Source organism: Geothrix paludis, assembly GCF_022808815.1.
GTDB classification, from domain to species: Bacteria; Acidobacteriota; Holophagae; order Holophagales; family Holophagaceae; genus Geothrix; species Geothrix paludis.
The window spans coordinates 266,999-285,593 of sequence record NZ_JAKZLC010000001.1 but is presented as its reverse complement, the minus strand read 5'-3'; the positions used below and the strand labels follow the sequence as shown (position 1 = coordinate 285,593).

Below are 18,595 nucleotides of genomic sequence, written 5' to 3'. Positions count from 1 at the left end.
CCTCCAGAATGCCGTGATAGCGTGGATCCATCCACCCAAGGAACCCAATGAGCGCCCCCGGCTACCGCCGCCACGTCGGATTGTTCTCGGCCACCATGCTCATCGCTGGCTCGATGATCGGCTCGGGCGTGTTTATCGTCGCGGCCGACATGGTGCGGACGGGGGGCTCAGGAGGCTTCCTGCTGGCTGCCTGGGGCCTCACGGCGGTGCTCACGCTCTTCGCGGCCCTCAGCTACGGGGAGCTGGCGGGGATGTTCCCCCAGGCCGGAGGCCAGTACACCTACCTGCGGGAGACCTACGGCCCGGCCGTGGGCTTCCTCTACGGCTGGACCTTCTTCGTCGTCATCGAGTGCGGCACCATCGCCGCCGTGGCCGTGGGCTTCGGGAAGTACCTCGGCAGCTTCCTGCCGGCGGTCACCGATTCGGCCTGGATGGGCCCCCACCTGGACGTGCCCCTGATGAAGGTCACCCATGCCATCGCCGTGGGGCCCTACCACCTGGGCCTCACGCCCTCCCGCCTGTCCGGCATCGCGGTCGTGCTGCTGCTGAGCGCCGTGAACCTCTACGGCGTGAAGCTGGGCTCCCGCATCCAGGACCTCTTCACCGTGGCCAAGATCGGCGGCCTCGCGGCCCTGGTGCTGCTGGGCCTGCTGCTGAAGCCCGCCGTGGCCCCTTCCCAGGCCGCCTTCGTCGCTGGAGACAGCGCCGCCCTGCCCTTCCTTACAGCCCTGCTGGTGGTGCAGACCGGAAGCCTCTTCTCCGCCGACGCCTGGAACGCCATCACCTTCATCGCCGGGGAGGTGAAGGAGCCGAGGCGAACCATCCCCTACGCCCTGCTCGTGGGCACCACGCTGGTCTGCGGCCTCTACATCCTGGCCAACGCGGCCTACCTGCGGGTGCTCGGCCCGTCCGGCATCGCCCACGCCCCCCAGGACCGGGTGGGCAGCGCGGCCCTCCAGGCCCTGCTGGGCAGCGGCGGCGGCCTCATCATGGCCGGCAGCATCCTCATCTCGATGTTCGGCTGCCTCAATGGGCTCATCCTCTCCGGCGCCCGCGTCTACCAGCGCATGGCGGAGGACGGCCTGTTCTATCCGAAGGCGGCCACCCTCAACGAGCACGGGGTTCCCGGCTTCGGCCTCTGGATCCAGGCGCTCTGGACCTGCGCGCTCACCCTCACGGGCACCTACGGTCAGCTGCTGGACTTCGTGATGCTGCCCACGATCCTCTTCTACGTCCTGGCCGTGGGGGGGATCTTCCTCCTGCGCTGGCGGCGGCCCGACCTCGAGCGCCCGGTGAAGGTCTGGGGCTACCCCTTCGTCCCGGGGCTGTACCTCTTCGGCGCCCTCGCCATCATCGGCGCCCTGTTCATCCACCGTCCCAGCTATTCCTGGCCGGGCCTGGCCCTGGTGGCCCTGGGCTGGCCGGTCTACCTCGCCGTGAAGCCCCGCGCCGCGGCCCCTGAAGGGAGTCTCCCGTGACCCACCCGGTGACCCATGTCGTCGTTCTCGGAGCGGGCCGCGTCGGCGGCGCCATGGCCAAGGATCTCGCTCCGGATTTCAAAGTCACCGTCGCCGACCGCTCCGAAGCCGCCCTGGCCCGCATGCGCGGGGCGGGACTGGCCACGCGCCCCGCGGACCTGGCCACGCCGGATGGCGTAAAGGCCGCCGTGGCGGACGCGGACCTGGTGGTGGGGGCCGTGCCCGGCTTCATGGGCTTCGCCACGGCCAGGGCCGTCCTGGAGGCCGGCAAGCCGCTGGTGGACATCTCCTTCTTCGACGAGGACTGCTTCGAGCTGGACGCCCTGGCCAAGGCCCAGGGCCTCACCGCCATCGTGGACTGCGGCGTGGCGCCCGGCTGCGGCAACATCATCCTGGGCGACACCGCGCGGCAGTGGGACCACGTGGACACCTTCGAGTGCCTGGTGGGCGGCCTGCCCGCGGTGCGGACCTGGCCCTACGAATACAAAGCCGGCTTCAGCCCCATCGACGTCATCGAGGAGTACACCCGGCCCGCCCGCTACGTGAAGGACGGCCGCATGGTGACACTGCCCGCACTTTCGGAGCCTGAGCTGCTGGATTTCGAGGGCCTGGGCACCCTGGAGTCCTTCAACACCGACGGGCTCCGCAGCCTCATCCGGAGCTTCCCCCAGGTGCCGGACATGAAGGAGAAGACGCTCCGTTACCCCGGCCACATCGAAAAGATGCGCATGCTGCGGGAATCCGGCTTCTTCCGGAAGGAGAAGCTGCAGTTGGCCGGCGTGGAGATCAGCCCGCTGGACCTCACCACCGCCCTGCTCTTCCCCATGTGGTTCATGGAGGAGGGCGACGAGGACTTCACGGTCATGCGGGTCACCGTATCCGGCCTCAAGGACGGCCAGCGCATGCGCCGGGAGCTGAACCTGCTCGACCGCTACGATCCCGCCACGAAGACCACCTCCATGGCCCGGACCACCGGCTACACCTGCACGGCCGCGGTGCGGCTCCTCGCCCGGGGCGGCTATTCACACCAGGGCGTCAACCCGCCGGAATTCCTGGGCCAGGAGCCCGGCGCCTGGGACTTCATCCGGGGGGAGCTCGCCAAGCGCGGCGTGGTGTTCACCGAATCCTGATCAGCCGTTCAGCTCCCGGTGGCGCACCGTGAGGGCGGCCACGTCGTTCCGGAGCCGGTGGGCGAGCAGCTCCACCAGGGCCACGGAGCGGTGCTGGCCGCCGGTGCAGCCGATGGCAAGGGTGTGGTAGGCGCGGCCCTCCTGGCGCACCAGGGGCAGGGACCAGCGCAGCCAAGACTCCGCCCGCTCCAGAAACTCCCGGAAGTCTGGTGATTCCAGCAGGTACTCCTGCACCGGGGAATCACACCCCGTGAGCGGCTTGAGGGCTTCGACGTAGTAGGGATTGGGCAGGAAGCGGGCATCCAGCACCACGTCCGCATCCGCCGGCACGCCCTTCTTGAACCCGAAGCTGAGGAGGCGGACCGCCGTGCCCCGAGTCGGCAGCTGCGGCACCAGGGTCGCGATGCGCTGGCGCAGGTCCGCCAGGCTCAGGCCCGTGGTGTCGAGGATGGTGGTGGCCAGGGCGCGGATCGGGGCGAGCAGTTCCCGCTCCCGCTGGATGCCTTCGCCCGCGGAGCCCAGCAGGGCCAGGTGGTGGGGGCGCCGGGTTTCGGAATACCGGCGCAGCAGCACGCTGTCGTCCGCCTCCACGAAGACCACCTGCACCGGAACCTGGCTGGCGCCCAGCCGCTCCAGCAGCGGGCCGAACGCCTGCGCGAAGTCCGCCTGGCGGCTGTCCATCCCCACCACCAGGCGCTCCCGGCCCGGCCGGAGCTTCGACTCCAGCTCGATCAGGGGCTCCAGGAGCCGGGGCGGGACGTTGTCCAGGGCCGTGCAGCCGCTGTCCTCCAGCGCGCCCAGCACCGAGTGGCGGCCGGCGCCGGAGAGTCCCGTGACGACGATGAGTTCCATGGACTAGAAGCTATCAGCTGTCAGCTGTCAGCCATCAGTAAAAACAGCGGGCCCCGGCCGGGGCCCGCCGCAATGCGCAACTGAGAGCTGATAGCTGACGGCCAGGAATTCAGTCCTCCAGCCCGCCCGCCGTGAAGCGCAGCACGCGCTGGATGCCGTCGGGGGCGTTGCCCTGCTCGTCGGGACCCAGCTCGATGGTTTCGCCGGGACCCCGGAAGAGATCCTCGTCCGGTGTGTAGGCCGGTTGGGGCTCCACGCGGTAGAGGTAGGAGATGATCTCGTCCTCGTAGCCGAAGCGCATCTGCTCGAAATACTCGTAGCTCTCGCGCTTGTACTCCACGAGGGGATCCTTCTGGCCGTAGCCGCGGAAGCCGATGGCCTCCTTCAGGTGGTCCATGACCAGCAGGTGGCGCTTCCAGGCCGCGTCGATGATCTGGAGGATGGACCAGCGCTCGTAGCTGCGCATGCCCTCGCCGCCCAACCGCTCGTCCTTGCCCTCGTAGTACTTCTGCACCAGCGCGATCAGCGCTTCGCTGGCCTGGGCCTGGGGCATGTGGCCGACGGCGTCCACCTCCTCGCCGGAGAGTGTGAACAGCTGCTCCACGCGCTCGCGGAACCCGGCGAGATCGCGCTCGCCCTTGTCCTGCAGGAAGTCGTTGGCGAGCCCTTCGGCGATCTCCCCGGCGACGCGCAGCACGTAGTCCTTGGTGTTGCCCTTGAGGATCTCCGTGCGCAGGCCGTAGAAGAAGATGCGCTGCTTGTTCATCACGTCGTCGTACTCGAGCAGGTGCTTGCGGATCTCGAAGTGATGAGCTTCCACCCGCTTCTGGCTCCGCTCGATGGCCCGGGTGACCATGCCGGCCTCGATGGGCTCGTCATCGTTCATGCCCATGGCGCCCATGAGGTTCTTGATGCGGTCGCCGCCGAAGATCCGCATCAGGTCGTCCTCGAGGGACAGGTAGAACCGGCTGCTGCCGGGATCGCCTTGGCGGCCGGCGCGGCCGCGGAGCTGGTTGTCGATGCGGCGGCTCTCGTGGCGCTCGGTGCCGAGGATGTGCAGGCCGCCCAGGCTCACCACCTCTTCGTGCTCCGCCGCGGTCTGCTGGCGCATCTGCTCCACGAGGGCGGAGAATTCGGCGGTCTCGAGTCCCTCCTCGTCGTAGAGGGCGATGCCCTGCTTCTTGGCTTCCAGCCGGGCCATGCCCTCGGGATTGCCGCCCAGGATGATGTCCGTGCCGCGGCCGGCCATGTTGGTGGCGATGGTGACGGCGCCCTTGCGGCCCGCCTGGGCCACGATCTCGGCCTCGCGCTCATGGTGCTTGGCGTTGAGCACCACGTGAGGGATGCGGGCCGTCTTGAGCGCGTCGGCGAGGTCCTCGCTGCTCTCGATGCTGGCGGTGCCCACCAGGACCGGCTGCCCCTTGGTGTGGAGCTCCCGGATCTCCTCGACGATGGCCTTCTTCTTCCCCTTGCGGGTCGAATACACCGTGTCCGCGAAGTCCTTGCGGACCATGGGCATGTTCGTGGGGACGATGATGACGTCGAGCTTGTAGATGGAGTGCAGCTCCGTGGCCTCGGTCTCCGCCGTGCCCGTCATGCCGGCGAGCTTGCCGTACATGCGGAAGAAGTTCTGGAAGGTCACGGTGGCGAGGGTCTGGTTCTCGGCGTTGACCTCCACGCCTTCCTTGGCCTCGATGGCCTGGTGCAGGCCGTTGGACCAGCGGCGGCCCGGCATGAGGCGGCCCGTGAACTCGTCCACGATGACCACTTCCATGCCCTTGCCGTCCTCCTTGGGACGCACCATGTAGTCCACGTCCAGCTTGTAGAGGTTGTGGGCCAGCAGGGCCTGGTTGAGGCCGTGAAGGGTCTCGATACTGCCCGGATCGTAGAGGTTCGCCACCCCCAGGAGCTGCTCGGCGCGGTGGATGCCGTCATCCGTGAGCATCACCTGGCGGTCCTTCTCGTCCACCTTGTAGTCGACCTCGAGCTTGAGCTTGGGGACGATGGCATCAATGCGGAAGTACTTGGAGGTGTCCTCCTCGCTGCTGCCGGCGATGATGAGCGGCGTGCGGGCCTCGTCGATGAGGATGGAGTCCACTTCGTCGACGATGGCGTAGTGGAAGCCGCGCTGGGTGAACTCCTCCAGGTCCCACTTCATGTTGTCGCGGAGGTAGTCGAAGCCCAGCTCGTTGTTGGTGGCGTAGGTGATGTCGCAGCCGTAGGCGTCGCGGCGCTCCTGGTCGTCGAGGCCGTGCTGGATGACGCCGATGGTGAGGCCCAGCCAGGAGTAGAGGCGGCCCATCCACTCGGCATCGCGCCGGGCCAGGTAGTCGTTCACGGTGACCAGGTGGGCGCCCTTCCCCGCCAAGGCGTTGAGGTAGAGGGGGAGCGTGGCGGTGAGGGTCTTGCCCTCGCCCGTCCTCATCTCGGCCACCTTGCCCTCGTGGAGCACCATGCCGCCCACGAGCTGCACGTCGAAGTGCCGCATCTTGAGGACGCGCTTGCTGGCCTCCCGGGCCACGGCGAAGGCCTCGGGCAGGATGTCCTCCAGGGTGGCGCCGTTGGCCAGCTTCTCCTTGAGGTAGGGCGTCTTGGCCTTCAGGGCCTCGTCGCTCAGCGCCGAAATCTCAGGTTCCAGGGCGTTGATGGTCTGGACCTTGGCCCACAACCGCTTCAGCTCCCGGTCGTTCTTGGAACCGATGAGTTTCTTCAGGAGATTGTCGATCATGGACCCGTCCAGTCGCGTAAACCATTGATTGTAGCCTGACGGGTCCCTGATTCCCAGCGGAGGTGCGGCATCCCAAGCCTCCTTGGTTGCCGAAGTTACCCTGCCCAGGCAAACTGATCGTTTGGAAAATGGAGAAAGCATGGCCCTCGAACGCACCTTTGCCATCGTCAAGCCCGACGCCGTGAAGGACGGCCACATGGGCGAGATCCTCACCGCCATCGAGCAGAGCGGCCTGAAGATCGTGGGCCTGAAGCTGACCCGCCTCACGCCCGCCATCTGCCAGGGCTTCTACCACGAGCACGTGGGCAAGGGCTTCTACGCGGAGCTGGAGGCCTTCATGACCGAGGGTCCCGTGGCGATCATGGTGCTCGAAGGCGAGAACGCCATCCTCCGCTGGCGCGACCTCATGGGCGCCACCAACCCGGCCAACGCCGCCGAGGGCACCCTCCGCAAGCGCTTCGGCGCCAGCATCGGCCGCAACGCCACCCACGGCAGCGACAAGCCCGAGAGCGCCAAGTTCGAGGTGAGCTACTTCTTCAACGCCTTCGAACAGTTCTGATCCCCAGGGCGAAGCCCCAACGAAAATCGGCGCCGAACGGCGCCGATTTTCGTATGAACGGAAAATGGACGGAGCCTCACCCCTCCATCACCGCCTGCAGGGCGGCCTGGCAGAGGCGCCGCACGCCCATCTGCAGGTCCGCGCTCTGGAGGGTCTTCTCGCTGAACCACTGGCCACCGGTGGGGGGCGGGGGCACCAGGTCCTCGGGCGCCTTGGTGCGGAGCAGGTGACTGAGGTAGAGGCGCTGCTGGCCTTCGAGACCTTCCAGGCGGAGCAGCCAGGGCGTCGGCAGGCGGCTGGTGCGCTCGTCGAACACCACAGGGAGCTTGGAGCTGTCCACGAACCGATAGGGCATGCCCCAGCCGGCCTCGATCTGCGCGCTCAACAGGGCTGTGGGCAGGAAGCCCGGCGACCATGGGATCTGGACCGGCATGAGCAGGCCCCGGTTCGGCGCGTGGGGCGAGGGCACGAGCAGCACGTAGGGCGTCTGTCGGCCGTGGACCAGCACCCCCTCGATGAAGGTGGTGAGGTGGACCCGGCCCTCGGCCATCAGCGGCCCCCTGCGGTTTCCAGTTCCTGCATGATGCGGTCGCGGGCGGCGGCCACCTCCGCGGTAGCGGCCTCGGGCTTGAGCTTGACGACTTCCTTGGTCCGGCGGTCGCGGAGCTCCACGATGCCGTCCTTCAGGCCCTTGGCGCCCACTGTAAGGCGCAGGGGGAAGCCCAGCAGGTCCGCGTCCTTGAACTTGGCGCCGGGGCTCATGCCTTCGCGATCGTCGTGCAGCACCTCGAAGCCGGCCTTCTCCAGATCCTGCTCGACCTGGGAGGCCACGCCGGACACCTCGGGATTGGCCGGGTCCAGGCACACGATGTGCACCTGGTAGGGCGCGATGGGCCAGGGCCAGATGATGCCGTCGGCGTCGTAGTTCTGCTCGACGGCGGCGGCCACCGTGCGGGTGATGCCGATGCCGTAGCAGCCCATCACCATGGGGTTCTCCTTGCCCTGCTCGTCCAGGAAGGTGCAGCCCATGCTCTTGGAATACTTCAGCCCCAGCTTGAAGACCTGGCCCACCTCGATGCCGCGGAAGGCCTGGTACGTCCCCTTCCCGCAGCGGGTGCAGGTGTCGCCCTCGGCGGCCATGCGCAGGTCCGTGTAGGTGCAGCCCGGCAGGTCGCGCACGGGGTCCAGCCCGAAGTGGTGGTAGTCCGTGTGGTTCGCGCCGCAGGTAAGGTTCACCGCGCCTTCCAGGCTGCGGTCGATCAGGAACTGGACATCCTTCAGGCCCACCGGCCCCATAAAGCCGCTCTTGGCGCCGGTGAAGGCCTCGGCCTCCTCCAGGGGCATCATCTCCATCTCGGCTGCCCCGATGGCGTTCTTCACCTTGACGGGATTGACCTCGTGGTCACCCCGCAGCACCGCGCCCACCAGCTTCGTGGTTCCGTCCGCGAAGGTGGCCCGGTAGAGGAAGAACTTGCTGGTCTGGGTGATGGGCATGCCGTCCGGATGGTCCGCATCGATCATCCCCGCCGCCTGCTCCACCTGCCCCACCACGCCCGGCGTGCGGAAGTGGTCCTTCTTCAGCTCGGAGGCCTTCCCGTGATCGCCGACAGACAGCGCCGGAGCCTCCGTCTTCTCGATATTGGAGGTGTAGTCGCAGGCGTCGCAGCTGAGGATGGCATCCTCGCCACTGCCCGCCAGCACATGGAATTCGTGGGTGAAGCTGCCGCCGATGGCGCCGCTGTCGGCCTCCACCGGGCGGAACTTCACACCCAGGCGGCCGAAGATCCGCTTGTAGGCATTGAACATGGCCCAGTACTCGCGGTCGGCGCAGGCATCGTCCACGTGGAAGGAGTAGCCGTCCTTCATGGTGAACTCGCGGCCCCGCATCAGGCCGAAGCGGGGTCGGCGCTCGTCGCGGAACTTGGTCTGGATCTGGAAGAGGTTCATGGGCAGCTGCTTGTAGCTGCGCACATTCTTCCGGACGATGTCGGTGATCACCTCTTCGTGCGTCGGGCCGAGGCAGAAGTTGTAGAACTCGCGCTCGTCGGGCTTCTCGCCCCGGGCTCGGCGCTCGGCCATCTCGGCCTTGGCCTTGCGGTCGCAGAAGCGCAGGAGCTCGTCGCCGTAGAACTTCCAGCGACCGCTCTCCTGCCATAGCTCCGCGGGCAGCACCGCAGGCATGAGCAGCTCCTGGCAGCCGTCCTTGGCCAGCTCTTCGCGGACGATCTCCTCGAACTTGCGAATGCTCCGGAAGGCCAGCGGCAGGTAGCTGTAGATGCCGGCGGCCACTTTCTGGATCATGCCGGCCCGCATCATGAGCTGCTGGCTCACGACGTCGGCATCGCGCGGCGTCTCGCGCAGGGTCTGGATCAGGAGCTTCGACTGCTTCATCAGGGGCCTCGAATCTCCAAGTCTAACCCAGGCAGCGGCCACATCCGGGCCAGGAATGCCGAACCTCGAAAGGCGCGAAAGGCCCTGCGGGCCTACGCGGAAGCACCTGAGCGAGAAGGAATCGGATCGCCTCCGGAGGTCAGAGATGGAAGCCCGGGCCAAGAGCCCGGCATTCTTTCGCGCCTTTTCGCGTGTTTCGCGGTTTCAATTCAAAAGGCTCTGCACCAGGGCGCTGGCGGCCTTGCCGTCGAAGGCGCCGCCGTGGGCGGCCTGCATGGCCTTCATGACCAGGCCCATGTCCTTCTTCGTGGCGGCCCCCGTCTCGGCGATGGCGGCCTTCACCGCCGCCTCTAGGGCCGGACCCTCCAGCATGGCGGGCAGGTAGGGATTCAGCAGCTCGATCTCCGCCCGCTCCTGGGCGGCCCGCTCCGCCTGGCCCACCTTCTCGAACTGGGCGATGCTGTCCTCCCGGGACTTCACCAGCCGCTTGAGGACGGCCAGGGCGTCGGCCTCCGCCAGCGTCCCCTGCGGGCCCAGCCCCTTGGCCACCGCCTCGTTCTTGTAGGCGGCGAGCGCCATGCGGAGTACCTGGGTCCGGGCGGCATCCCTGGCCAGCATGGCGGTTTTAAGATCGGCCTGCAGACGGTTGAGCATGGGAACCTCCGGGGACTTCCATGGTGACGCAGTTGCATCTCGAAGTACAGAACGGGCGCCGATTGGCGCCCGTTCTCATCTGAAACGGCGAAGCCGTTTCAGCCCTAGGCCTTCTCGAACTTGATGACTTCCACGGGGCAGCCGGCCGCGGCGGCCTCGATGCTGGCCTCCAGATCAGTGCCGAAGCTGCCGGAGAGGGGGCTCTGCTCGTCCCGGTTCTCGGAATCGACGCCGTCTTCGCGCACGGAGCCGTTGATGTTGCAGCTGGTGTCGGTGACGTGGAACACGTCGGGGCACTCGGCCTCGCAGGCATTGCACACGATGCAGCCTTCGTCGATCCAGACTTTGGTGATGGCCATGGTCGTCTCCTCGAGATTCAATGGGGGCCCTGGCAGGGGCGAACCCAATCAACCTAGCATCGCGCGGGCCTCGGACCAAGCGTCGCCTGGCCTCCAGGGGCGTGGGAGACTGGAGTTGTGACGGAGGTCCGCCCATGCGCCTGAAGGAAACGGGAATTCTTGCCCGTATCCGGGAGCTGCTGCCCGGCGGCGGCACGCTCATGGACGATTGCGGCGCCCTGCCCGCGACCCCGCCGGGCCAGACCCTGCTGGTCACCACGGACCTTATGGAATCCGGCCAGCACTTCCGGCTGGATTGGCACCCCCCAGACCTTCTGGCCCGGAAGCTGTTGATGGTCAATCTCTCCGACCTGGATGCCTCCGGGGCCCGGCCCTTCGGCTACACCCTCACGCTGGCCCTGGGCCCGGAAATCGACGGGGACTGGCTGGAGACCTTCCTGGCGGGCCTGGCCGGGGTCTCCCGCGAAGCCGGTGTCCAGGTGCTGGGCGGCGACACCGTGGGCCGGCCCGCGGGGCTGGGCCTGGGTCTCACGGCCTTCGGCTTCGCCGCCCGCTGGCTGCGGCGGGACGGCCTGCGGCCCGGTGACCGGATCTTCGTCGACCAGCGCCCCGGTGCCAGCCTGCGGGGCCTGCGGAAGCTCCAGTCGGGTCAGCGCTGGAACCCGGCGAAGCCCGACGCGGATCTGGAGGCCCATCTGGCGCCCCACCCGCGTCTGGGCCTGGGCCCACGCCTGGCGGAGATCCCCGAGGTCCATGCCTGTCTCGACCTGTCGGATGGCCTCAGTCGGGACCTTCGCAACCTGGCGGAGGCCTCGGGACTCAGCATCGCCGTGGAACCCGGCCTGGACGAGGATGCGCTACGCGGCGGCGAGGACTACGCTCGCTGCTTCGGCGCCGCCCTGCCTCCGGCGGAATTGGAGAAGCGCCTCGGCCTGCCGCTGATTCCCGTGGGCGCGGTCCTGCCCCGCGGGGAATCACCCCTCCTGGCCTATGATGGAGGATCGCTCCGCCCCCTGCCCGACCTCAGCTTCGACCACTTCGGACCTTCATGACGCACCACGACAAGACGCACATCTGGGCCCGAACCAAGCGGTTCCTGGCAGACCCCGACCTGGAGCCGCACCACCTGGCCTGGAGCTTCGCCCTGGGATTCGCCATCGCCTGGAACCCGCTGCTGGGCACACACACCGGTCTGGTCGTCCTGTTCTGTGCCCTGGCGAAGAAGCTGCACCGGCCCCTCGCCTTCATGGGCGCCTTCACCAACAACCCCTGGACCATGGTGCCCATGGCCACCGGCTCGGCCCTGTTCGGCAACGTGCTGCTGGGGCGCGGCCTGCACCTCGATCTCAGCGGCGTGGACTGGAAGAGCTTCGGCTGGCAGAGCTTCACCACCCGCGAGGGCTTCGAGGCTGCGGCCGCCATGCTCAAGCCCATCCTGGTGCCCTATCTGCTGGGCGGTTTCGTGTTGAGCGCGCTGGCCATCCCCGTGGGATATTTTCTGATGCTGCGGCTGGCGCACCGCTTGCGCGGCCCGAAACCGGTTCCCACCCCTCTTTCCGGAGACTGACATGGACATGCGCTTCCTGATGAAACAGGCTCAGCAGATGCAGGCGAAGCTCGCCGAGGCCCAGGCCAACCTGCGCATCGAGGGCACCGCCGGCGGCGAGCTGGTGAAGGTCACCCTGAACGGCTCCAAGGAACTGATGGGCCTCTCCATCGCCAAGGACGCCATGGATCCTGAGGATCCCTCCATGCTGGAAGACCTGCTCATGGCCGCCTTCCGCGACGCCACCGCCAAGGTGGACGAGGCCATGAAGAAGCAGATGGGCGGCATGGGCGCGGGTCTGGGCATCCCCGGGCTGGGGCTCTGATGGCCATCAGCTGTCAGCTGTCAGCTGTCAGCCGGAACTGTGAGGGTTCGCGGTGAAGCTGCCGCCGCCCCTCGAGGCCGTGGTGGAGAGCCTCCAGAAGCTGCCGGGCGTGGGCGCCAAGTCCGCCCAGCGCATGGCCCTGCACCTGCTGAAGGAGGGGCCCGAGGCCATGGCCCACCTGGCCCATCAGCTCCAGCAGGCCGCTGACAAGGTGGGCTTCTGCCAGGTCTGCGGCGCCTTCACGGACCAGCCCACCTGCCCCATCTGCCTGGATCCGCGGCGGGACCCCTCCAGCCTCGTCATCGTGGCTGAGGCCTCCAACGTGTTGAGCTTCGAGCGCAGCGGCCACTTCCGCGGCCGCTACCACGTGCTGGGCGGCCTCATCTCGCCCCTGCGCGGCGTGGGCCCCGACCAGCTGCGCGTGCGCGAGCTGCTCAAGCGCCTGGAGGACGGCGCCATCCAGGAGATCATCCTGGCCACCAACCCCACTGTGGACGGCGAGGCCACCGCCAGCTGGCTGGCCCGCATCCTCGAGCCCATCGGCGTGCGCACCACCCGCATCGGGCTGGGCCTGCCCATCGGCAGCGACCTCGAATACGCCGACGAGCTCACCCTGGACCGCGCCATGGAGGGTCGCCGACCCGTCGGGTAGCCTTCCCTTCCTGACGAACAGAAAGAACCTTCGAAGGAATAACGCGAAGAGCGCCAAGAGGAGCTTCGATCCTGGCGAAGGGCGCGAAGATAGCCCATCGCCTCGGCGGAGGACATCCAGGCCTTCGGCCTCAGGTTGCGTGCGGCGCGACCTGATTCGAGGGTGGCGGATCGAGGCGGCCCTCGAAGCCGCCCAAATCCGCCACCCTCGAAGGGATGTCCGGGATGGGTCGAGGCCCCATTCGCGCTCTTCGCGCGCCCAGAGGGCGTCTTGGCGCGCTTCGCGTTCTGCTTTTCGAAAACGATCCGGGTCAGTACTTCACGGAGACATCGCCCCGGGCCCAGGCCTGGCAGGCGAGGCGCTGGTCGGGGCCGGCCTTGAGGACTTCGAGCACGCGGGTCTCGGCGGTGCCCTTCTCGCTCAGGTGCTCCGCACCCTCGACGACGGTGACGAGGCAGGTGCCGCAGCGAGCGTGGCCGCCGCAGCGGTGGTTCAGGGGCACGCCGGCCCGGGTGCTGGCCGCCAGCAGGGCGGTCTCCTGCTCGCACTCGGCGCTGCCGGGTTTCTTGCCGTCGAATCGGATGGTGTGCATCGGATACCCATAAGTCAATAAAGCAGAAGGGATAGCGGTGGACCGCTGCCTCCACTCTATCAGGGCGCCCCAGGCCCCAGATGCCCTTTCGCGGTGGCCAGGAACCGCTCCCGGGCGAAGGCGTGGTCCACGATGGGTTCGGGGTAGTCGAGGCGCTGGCGGACTGCCTGCGGCGCCTTCCAGGGCTCATGTATGAAGGCGGTGGGGCAGTCGGCCAGCTCCGGAACCCAGCGTCTGACGTAGGCGCCCTCCGGATCGAACTTCAGTCCCTGCGAGGTGGGGTTGAAGATGCGGAACCAGGGCTGGGCGTCGCAGCCGCAGCCGGCGCACCACTGCCAGCCCGCGTTGTTCGCGGCCCAGTCGCCATCCGTGAGCCAGCGAAGGTAGTGGGCCTCGCCGGGCCGGTAGTCGAGGAGCAGGTGCTTCGTGAGGAAGCTCGCGGCCACCATTCGCGCACGGTTGTGGACGAAGCCTTCGGACTTCAGTTGCCGGGCCGCCGCGTCCACCACCGGATAGCCCGTGCGGCCCTCCGTCCAGGCCTCCCAGGCGGCCTCGTCCTCGCGCCAGGGAAAGCCCTCGAACGCGGGACGGAAAGGGCGCTCCAGCACCTCCGGCCACTCCCACAGAAGGTGGTGGCTGAACTCGCGCCAGAGCAGCTCGTTGAGGTAGCGGCGCCCGGACTCCCCTGCTCCGGCTGCCGCCACGGCCTGCCAGAGCGCACGCACGGACAGGGTGCCGAACTTCAGATCGGCGCTGAGCCGAGAGGTGCCGGGCAGGTCCATGCGGTCCCGGCCCACCCCGTAGTCCGCCAGAGCCGCTTCCAGGAAGGCTTTCAGGCGCTGGTGGGCCGCCCGCTCCCCGCCGGCCTGGAGGCGGGGATTGGGTGCGAGCCCCAGGGCCTGCGGCGAAGGGATCGGCACCGTGTCAGCCCGGATGTCCCCGGGAACCGGCGGGAGCGACCGCGGGGCCGGCAGCGCCGGTTCCAGGTCCAGCTTCGCGCCGCAGGCCCGGGCGAAGGGCGTGAACACTCGGAACATGCCGCCCTGCCCGTTCCGCACCGAGCCTGGCGGCAGCAGCGTTTCGCCTTCGAACAGGCGGAAGGCGATGCCCGCGCGGGCCAGGGCCTCATCCACCCGGCGGTCGCGCTCCCGCGCGAAGGGCTCCACCCAGCGGTGGGCCAGCACCTGGTCCGCTTTCCAGGCCGCAGCCAGGCGGGGCAGCACCTCCACGCTGCGGCCCGGCACCACCAGCAGGCGCGATCCCAGGTGCGCCAGGTTGGCCTCCAGGGACACCAGCGACGCCAGCAGGAACTGCATGCGATGGGGCAGGCCCTGGGCCCGCTCCGGCGCGAAGAAGAAGGGATCCAGCACGAAGAGCGGGATCACCTCGCCTACGGCGGCGGCCGACGCGAGCGGCCCGTGGTCCGCCACGCGGAGGTCCTTGCCCCGGAACCAGACGATGCTGCGCATGCAGAAAGCCTAGCCCGGAAGCCAGGGATTCAGATGGCCTGGCCGCCCCGCTCGCCGGTGCGGATGCGGATGCACTCCTTCAGGTCCTGGACGAAGATCTTGCCGTCGCCCACCGCGCCCGCCCCATGGCGGGCCGTGCGGATGATGGTGTCCACGGTGATGTCCTCGAACTCGTCGTTGCAGGCGATGGTGATCTGGACCTTGGGGATCAGGTTGGGCACGATCTTCTTGCCGCGCTGGACCATGATCTCCTGCTGCCGGCCGTGGCCGCTGACGCGGGAGACGGTGATGCGTTCGATCTCGGCCTCGATGAGGGCCTCGCGGACCTCGTCGAGCTTCTCCTCGGGGATGATGGCGGTGATGAGCTTCATCAGAGCCTCCTAATTCAGGTTGTTCAAGCCGTAGGCGCGCTCGCCGTGGATCTCATGGTCGAGGCCGGTCTTCTCCACGCCCTCGGCCACGCGGAAACCGACCACCTTCTCCACCAGCCAGGCGATGAGCAGCGTCATGGCCACGGAGAAGACAATGGTGGTAGCCACCGCGAAGGCCTGGACCTTCAACTGGGAGAGCAGGCCCCAGCCGGGGTGCCTGGCCGCAGCCTCGGCCCACCAGGAGCCGCGGATGAAGAAAGTGAGGCCCAGGGCCCCGACGATGCCGCCGGTGCCGTGGATGCCGAAGGCGTCCAGGGAGTCGTCGTAGCCCAGGCGGTTCTTCAGCATGATCATGCCGTAGCAGGTGCAGGAGGCGATGGCGCCCATGGCGAGGGCCCCGCCCACCTGGACCACCCCCGCGGCCGGCGTGATGACCACCAGACCCGCCAGGATGCCCGAGGCCATGCCCAGGCTGGTGGGCTTGTCCTCGCGGATGATCTCGATGAGCACCCAGGTGAGGGCGCCCGCGGCCGCGGCCACCTGGGTGACCGTGAGCGCCCGGGCGGTCTCCAGGTTCGAAGCGATGGACGAGCCCGCGTTGAAGCCGAACCAGCCCACCCACAGCAGCCCCGCGCCGATGAGGGTGAAGGTCAGGTTGTTCGGGGCCATGGCGGTCTTGGGATAGCCGTGGCGGGCCCCCAGGAAGAGGGCCAGGGCCAGTCCGGCCACGCCCGAGGAGATGTGCACCACGGTGCCGCCGGCGAAGTCGATGGCCCCCTTGGCGCCGAGGTTGAAGAAGTAGCCGTCCGAGGCCCACACCCAGTGGCAGAGCGGGCAATAGACGAACAGCACCCAGAGCGTGATGAAGGAGACCCAGCCCCGGAAGGAGATGCGCTCGGCCACGGCTCCGGCGATCAGGGCCGGCGTGATGATGGCGAACTTGCCCTGGAACATGGCGAAGGCGTACTCGGGAACGCCGGCCGGCAGGATGGTGTGATCGATGCCGCGCAGGAGCACCAGGTCCCGGCTCCAGCCCACCAGGCCGCCGAGGGCGTTGGGGCCGAAGCTCAGCGCGTAGCCCACCACCGTCCAGAGCACGCCCACCACGGCCATGGCCGAGAACGAATGCATCATCGTCCCCAGCACGTTCTTGGTGCGGACCAGCCCGCCGTAGAACATGGCCAGCCCGGGCACCATCAGCAGCACCAGGGTGGTGGAGGTCAGCATCCACGCTGTGGTTCCCGTGTCGTTCACCGGGGCGGTCCCCGTGGCAGCCAGGGGGAGCCCCGCGCCCAGGATGGCGGCGAAACAAAGGGATCGCATCCAGGTCATCGGTTCCTCCGGGGAAGCGGGGTGGGCCTGCCGGTGAAATTGAAGATGGAAAGTCTACCTTTGAATCAATCCATTTAATGGATTGAGCGCCAATCATTAAAATAATTGATACACGTATAACCCGGCCCTCCGGGGACCACGGCGAGAAGCGCCCCGCTCAGCCGTTGGCGCCGCTGGCCAGGGCCACCTGCCAGAGCCCCGTGGGATCCGGATGCATGAGCCATTCGGAGACCACCGGACGCCGCGTCCATGCGCCCACCTCCAATTCGTGATCGAGCTGCCCCGGGCTCCACCCGGAGTAGCCCAGGAAGAGGCGGTAGCGCGCCGATGGATCCGCCAGCAGAGACTCCAGCAGGTCCTTGCGGTGGCTCACGAAATGGGTGAGGTCCACCACCGTGTCCTCCTCCGCCGGCAGGCCGCCCTGCACCAGGAGGATGCCCCGCTGCGGATCCACGGGTCCGCCCCGCCAGGCGGTGGCGTCCTCGGAGCCTTCATAGGCCAGGCCGTCCTCCTCGCCGACCTGGGCCAGCGCGAGGGGCAGGGGCCGGTTGAGGATGATCCCCAGCGCGCCCTCCTCGTCGTGTTCCACCACCAGCACCACCGTGTGCAGGAAGTTGGGGTCCAGGAGAGAAGGACTGGCCACCAGGAGGCAGGGGGCTTCAGGCGTCATGATGCCGAGAATGATAGCCCACGGGGCGCGCCCGGATAGCCTGGAGGGATGCGCACGCCTGCACCATCCCACCTCGGCGCCCTGGGCGAAGGCCTCGCCCTGCTCCGCCGCCACCCCCTGCTCTGCCTGGGACTGGCGCTGCTGGCCATGGGCCTCTCCCAGCTGGGGCCGGCCCTGGAACTGGCGGCCGGCGCCGGTCCCAGCCTGCCGGTCCAGGCCCTCTTCGGCCTCGCCGGCCTGCTGCCGTTGGAGATGTACTTCATCCCCAGGCTGACCGCGCGACTGGATGCGGAGCGCTGCGACCATCCGGCCAACCCCGGCGCCGGCTGGCACGACGCCTTCGAAGGCCGCTGGCTGCGCACCTTCCTGCTCCGCCTCGGCCTGAGCGTGGCCATCGGCCTGGGCCTGCTGTGCTTCCTGCTGCCCGGCATCCTCATCCTCACCCTCTTCGGCTGGGCGCCCCTGCGGATGCTGCTCCGCGGGGATTCCGTGCCGGCCGCCCTGCGCTGGAGCCAAGCCGCCATGGCGCGGCATTGGCCCCGGGTCGTCCAGGCGGTGCTCGCCCTGCTGCTGGTGGCCCTGCTCTACCAGATCGTCGCGGGCTGGGCTCTGGATCGCCTGCTGCCGCCCACGGACCCCGACCTGGGCCCCGGGGCCCTGCTCCGCCTGAAGCATCCGGCCTTCTGGGTCTTCAACCTGCTGGGCGGCGCCATGAACCTCTGGCTCAGCTGCTCCCTGCTGGCGCTGTACCACCGGCTGGAAGCCGTGGTGGCCACGCCTGCGCCCTGATCAATCCTCGTCGCTGAAGAAGCCCGGATCCTCGATCTCGACCAGGTCTCCGGCCTCCAGGGACCGTCGCTGCGCGGAGGTGAGAGAGGCTTCCGCCCAGCGCGGGTCCGTCTTGCCGTGGAGGAAGTGGGCCGAGGGCTCGGCTTCCTCGAAAGCCTCGCGGGTGCGCCAGAGGTGCACCCAGCCCACGTGGTTGATGCGGGCCCAGACCTTCACGTGCAGGGCCCTCCGGCCGGGCCTTCCTTCCGCAGCACGGACACCGCGTGCAGGAGCAGGGGCCAGGCCAGCTGGATCTGCTCCAGGGCCGCCGCGGGACGGCCGGAGAGATTGAGGATCACCGTCCGCCCCGCGATGCCGCAGACCGCGCGGCTGGCGAAGGCCAGGGGGTGGCCGCCTTTGGCGCGGATCAGCTCGCAGATGCCCGGTGCCTCGCGCTCCATCACCCGGCGCGTGGCCTCGGGCGTGGTGTCCCGGGGCCCGAAGCCCGTGCCCCCGCAGGTCAGCACCAGGGGCGCACCCGCGGCGACCGCGGCCCGGAGGTCCGCCTCCAAGGCCGCAGGATCGTCGGGCATCAGCGAGGATGTCACCGCCTTCACCCCTTGTCCCTGGAGCCAGGAAGTCAACATCGGTGTCGACTGATCCTGGTACTCTCCGCGCGAAGCGCGGTCCGACAGGGTGATGAGGTGGACGCGGTCCAT

21 protein-coding genes are annotated in these 18,595 nt (G+C 68.4%); 8 read left to right on the top strand and 13 right to left on the bottom strand.

The features are described 5' to 3' along the window. Positions 1–47 precede the first annotated feature (47 nt). Together MLE64_RS01355 and MLE64_RS01350 are read left to right on the top strand one after the other, a co-directional pair. A complete protein-coding gene (locus MLE64_RS01355; RefSeq protein ID WP_243314995.1) occupies positions 48–1,478 on the top strand; it encodes an APC family permease in 1,431 nt (476 codons plus the stop codon). Beyond that, positions 1,475–2,608, top strand: a complete 1,134-nt coding sequence (locus MLE64_RS01350; RefSeq protein ID WP_243314993.1) for a saccharopine dehydrogenase family protein — start codon at positions 1,475–1,477, stop codon at positions 2,606–2,608. The genes MLE64_RS01355 and MLE64_RS01350 overlap by 4 nt, the downstream gene beginning before the upstream one ends. Here the strand turns inward: MLE64_RS01350 and rapZ are convergent, their stop codons facing one another. Together rapZ and secA are read right to left on the bottom strand one after the other, a co-directional pair. Beyond that, a complete protein-coding gene (gene rapZ / locus MLE64_RS01345; protein WP_243314991.1) occupies positions 2,609–3,460 on the bottom strand; it encodes an RNase adapter RapZ in 852 nt (283 codons plus the stop codon). A gap of 109 nt (positions 3,461–3,569) precedes the next feature. Continuing rightward, positions 3,570–6,188 (bottom strand): preprotein translocase subunit SecA, encoded by a 2,619-nt coding sequence (gene secA, locus MLE64_RS01340; protein ID WP_243314987.1) that lies wholly within the window; start codon positions 6,186–6,188, stop codon positions 3,570–3,572. Positions 6,189–6,327: 139 nt separating this feature from the next. Here secA and ndk point away from each other — a divergent pair, with 139 nt between their 5' ends. Next, a complete protein-coding gene (ndk, locus tag MLE64_RS01335) occupies positions 6,328–6,747 on the top strand; it encodes a nucleoside-diphosphate kinase (protein ID WP_026853946.1) in 420 nt (139 codons plus the stop codon). Positions 6,748–6,823: 76 nt separating this feature from the next. Here ndk and MLE64_RS01330 read toward each other — a convergent pair whose 3' ends face one another. The 4 genes from MLE64_RS01330 to MLE64_RS01315 form a co-directional block, all read right to left on the bottom strand. Further along, positions 6,824–7,297, bottom strand: a complete 474-nt coding sequence (locus MLE64_RS01330; protein ID WP_243314985.1) for a hypothetical protein — start codon at positions 7,295–7,297, stop codon at positions 6,824–6,826. Continuing rightward, entirely contained in the window at positions 7,297–9,138 is a 1,842-nt protein-coding gene (locus MLE64_RS01325; protein WP_243314983.1) for a proline--tRNA ligase, read from the bottom strand. The genes MLE64_RS01330 and MLE64_RS01325 overlap by 1 nt, the downstream gene beginning before the upstream one ends. A gap of 204 nt (positions 9,139–9,342) precedes the next feature. Then, complete coding sequence (locus MLE64_RS01320; protein ID WP_243314982.1) at positions 9,343–9,792, bottom strand: GatB/YqeY domain-containing protein; 450 nt, start codon at positions 9,790–9,792, stop codon at positions 9,343–9,345. A 104-nt stretch (positions 9,793–9,896) separates the two neighbouring features. Beyond that, positions 9,897–10,151 carry a ferredoxin gene (locus MLE64_RS01315; RefSeq protein ID WP_243314980.1) on the bottom strand — a complete coding sequence of 85 codons (255 nt, stop codon included), beginning with the start codon at positions 10,149–10,151 and terminating at the stop codon, positions 9,897–9,899. Positions 10,152–10,285: 134 nt separating this feature from the next. Between MLE64_RS01315 and MLE64_RS01310 the strand changes: the two genes are divergently transcribed. The 4 genes from MLE64_RS01310 to recR are packed head-to-tail and all read left to right on the top strand — an operon-like array spanning position 10,286 to position 12,674. Then, on the top strand, positions 10,286–11,203 hold the full coding sequence (locus tag MLE64_RS01310; RefSeq protein WP_243314971.1) for a thiamine-phosphate kinase: 918 nt from the start codon (positions 10,286–10,288) through the stop codon (positions 11,201–11,203). Then, positions 11,200–11,718, top strand: a complete 519-nt coding sequence (locus tag MLE64_RS01305; RefSeq protein ID WP_243314969.1) for a DUF2062 domain-containing protein — start codon at positions 11,200–11,202, stop codon at positions 11,716–11,718. Before MLE64_RS01310 ends, MLE64_RS01305 begins: the two co-directional genes overlap by 4 nt. Position 11,719: 1 nt before the next feature. Then, the gene (locus tag MLE64_RS01300) at positions 11,720–12,022 is read left to right on the top strand and encodes a YbaB/EbfC family nucleoid-associated protein (protein ID WP_243293418.1); all 303 of its coding nucleotides are present in this window, start codon (positions 11,720–11,722) and stop codon (positions 12,020–12,022) included. A 52-nt stretch (positions 12,023–12,074) separates the two neighbouring features. After that, positions 12,075–12,674 (top strand): recombination mediator RecR, encoded by a 600-nt coding sequence (gene recR / locus MLE64_RS01295; protein WP_243293417.1) that lies wholly within the window; start codon positions 12,075–12,077, stop codon positions 12,672–12,674. Between the two features lie 310 nt (positions 12,675–12,984). On the opposite strand, the gene MLE64_RS01290 is transcribed toward recR, so the two are convergent. The 5 genes from MLE64_RS01290 to MLE64_RS01270 form a co-directional block, all read right to left on the bottom strand. Further along, positions 12,985–13,266 (bottom strand): 2Fe-2S iron-sulfur cluster-binding protein, encoded by a 282-nt coding sequence (locus tag MLE64_RS01290; RefSeq protein ID WP_243314966.1) that lies wholly within the window; start codon positions 13,264–13,266, stop codon positions 12,985–12,987. Positions 13,267–13,325: 59 nt separating this feature from the next. Then, positions 13,326–14,735: a cryptochrome/photolyase family protein gene (locus MLE64_RS01285; RefSeq protein WP_243314964.1), complete on the bottom strand. Its 1,410-nt coding sequence runs from the start codon at positions 14,733–14,735 to the stop codon at positions 13,326–13,328. A 29-nt stretch (positions 14,736–14,764) separates the two neighbouring features. After that, the gene (locus MLE64_RS01280; RefSeq protein ID WP_243288214.1) at positions 14,765–15,106 is read right to left on the bottom strand and encodes a P-II family nitrogen regulator; all 342 of its coding nucleotides are present in this window, start codon (positions 15,104–15,106) and stop codon (positions 14,765–14,767) included. 9 nt (positions 15,107–15,115) lie between these two features. After that, a complete protein-coding gene (locus tag MLE64_RS01275) occupies positions 15,116–16,438 on the bottom strand; it encodes an ammonium transporter (RefSeq protein ID WP_243314962.1) in 1,323 nt (440 codons plus the stop codon). 157 nt (positions 16,439–16,595) lie between these two features. Then, the gene (locus MLE64_RS01270) at positions 16,596–17,108 is read right to left on the bottom strand and encodes a YqgE/AlgH family protein (RefSeq protein ID WP_243314961.1); all 513 of its coding nucleotides are present in this window, start codon (positions 17,106–17,108) and stop codon (positions 16,596–16,598) included. A 48-nt stretch (positions 17,109–17,156) separates the two neighbouring features. Here MLE64_RS01270 and MLE64_RS01265 point away from each other — a divergent pair, with 48 nt between their 5' ends. After that, complete coding sequence (locus tag MLE64_RS01265; protein WP_243316793.1) at positions 17,157–17,897, top strand: hypothetical protein; 741 nt, start codon at positions 17,157–17,159, stop codon at positions 17,895–17,897. Here MLE64_RS01265 and MLE64_RS01260 read toward each other — a convergent pair whose 3' ends face one another. Beyond that, on the bottom strand, positions 17,898–18,113 hold the full coding sequence (locus MLE64_RS01260) for a hypothetical protein (protein WP_243314958.1): 216 nt from the start codon (positions 18,111–18,113) through the stop codon (positions 17,898–17,900). After that, positions 18,110–18,595 (bottom strand): MogA/MoaB family molybdenum cofactor biosynthesis protein, encoded by a 486-nt coding sequence (locus MLE64_RS01255; protein WP_243314955.1) that lies wholly within the window; start codon positions 18,593–18,595, stop codon positions 18,110–18,112. Before MLE64_RS01255 ends, MLE64_RS01260 begins: the two co-directional genes overlap by 4 nt.

Coding starts and splice junctions, on each gene's coding strand:
- MLE64_RS01355 (WP_243314995.1), top strand. CDS start 48: ATGAGCGCCCCCGGCTACCGCCGCCACGTCGGATTGTTCTCGGCCACC.
- rapZ (WP_243314991.1), bottom strand. CDS start 3,460: ATGGAACTCATCGTCGTCACGGGACTCTCCGGCGCCGGCCGCCACTCG.
- secA (WP_243314987.1), bottom strand. CDS start 6,188: ATGATCGACAATCTCCTGAAGAAACTCATCGGTTCCAAGAACGACCGG.
- ndk (WP_026853946.1), top strand. CDS start 6,328: ATGGCCCTCGAACGCACCTTTGCCATCGTCAAGCCCGACGCCGTGAAG.
- MLE64_RS01330 (WP_243314985.1), bottom strand. CDS start 7,297: ATGGCCGAGGGCCGGGTCCACCTCACCACCTTCATCGAGGGGGTGCTG.
- MLE64_RS01325 (WP_243314983.1), bottom strand. CDS start 9,138: ATGAAGCAGTCGAAGCTCCTGATCCAGACCCTGCGCGAGACGCCGCGC.
- MLE64_RS01320 (WP_243314982.1), bottom strand. CDS start 9,792: ATGCTCAACCGTCTGCAGGCCGATCTTAAAACCGCCATGCTGGCCAGG.
- MLE64_RS01315 (WP_243314980.1), bottom strand. CDS start 10,151: ATGGCCATCACCAAAGTCTGGATCGACGAAGGCTGCATCGTGTGCAAT.
- MLE64_RS01310 (WP_243314971.1), top strand. CDS start 10,286: ATGCGCCTGAAGGAAACGGGAATTCTTGCCCGTATCCGGGAGCTGCTG.
- MLE64_RS01305 (WP_243314969.1), top strand. CDS start 11,200: ATGACGCACCACGACAAGACGCACATCTGGGCCCGAACCAAGCGGTTC.
- MLE64_RS01300 (WP_243293418.1), top strand. CDS start 11,720: ATGGACATGCGCTTCCTGATGAAACAGGCTCAGCAGATGCAGGCGAAG.
- MLE64_RS01290 (WP_243314966.1), bottom strand. CDS start 13,266: ATGCACACCATCCGATTCGACGGCAAGAAACCCGGCAGCGCCGAGTGC.
- MLE64_RS01285 (WP_243314964.1), bottom strand. CDS start 14,735: ATGCGCAGCATCGTCTGGTTCCGGGGCAAGGACCTCCGCGTGGCGGAC.
- MLE64_RS01280 (WP_243288214.1), bottom strand. CDS start 15,106: ATGAAGCTCATCACCGCCATCATCCCCGAGGAGAAGCTCGACGAGGTC.
- MLE64_RS01275 (WP_243314962.1), bottom strand. CDS start 16,438: ATGACCTGGATGCGATCCCTTTGTTTCGCCGCCATCCTGGGCGCGGGG.
- MLE64_RS01270 (WP_243314961.1), bottom strand. CDS start 17,108: ATGACGCCTGAAGCCCCCTGCCTCCTGGTGGCCAGTCCTTCTCTCCTG.
- MLE64_RS01265 (WP_243316793.1), top strand. CDS start 17,157: ATGCGCACGCCTGCACCATCCCACCTCGGCGCCCTGGGCGAAGGCCTC.
- MLE64_RS01255 (WP_243314955.1), bottom strand. CDS start 18,595: ATGGACCGCGTCCACCTCATCACCCTGTCGGACCGCGCTTCGCGCGGA.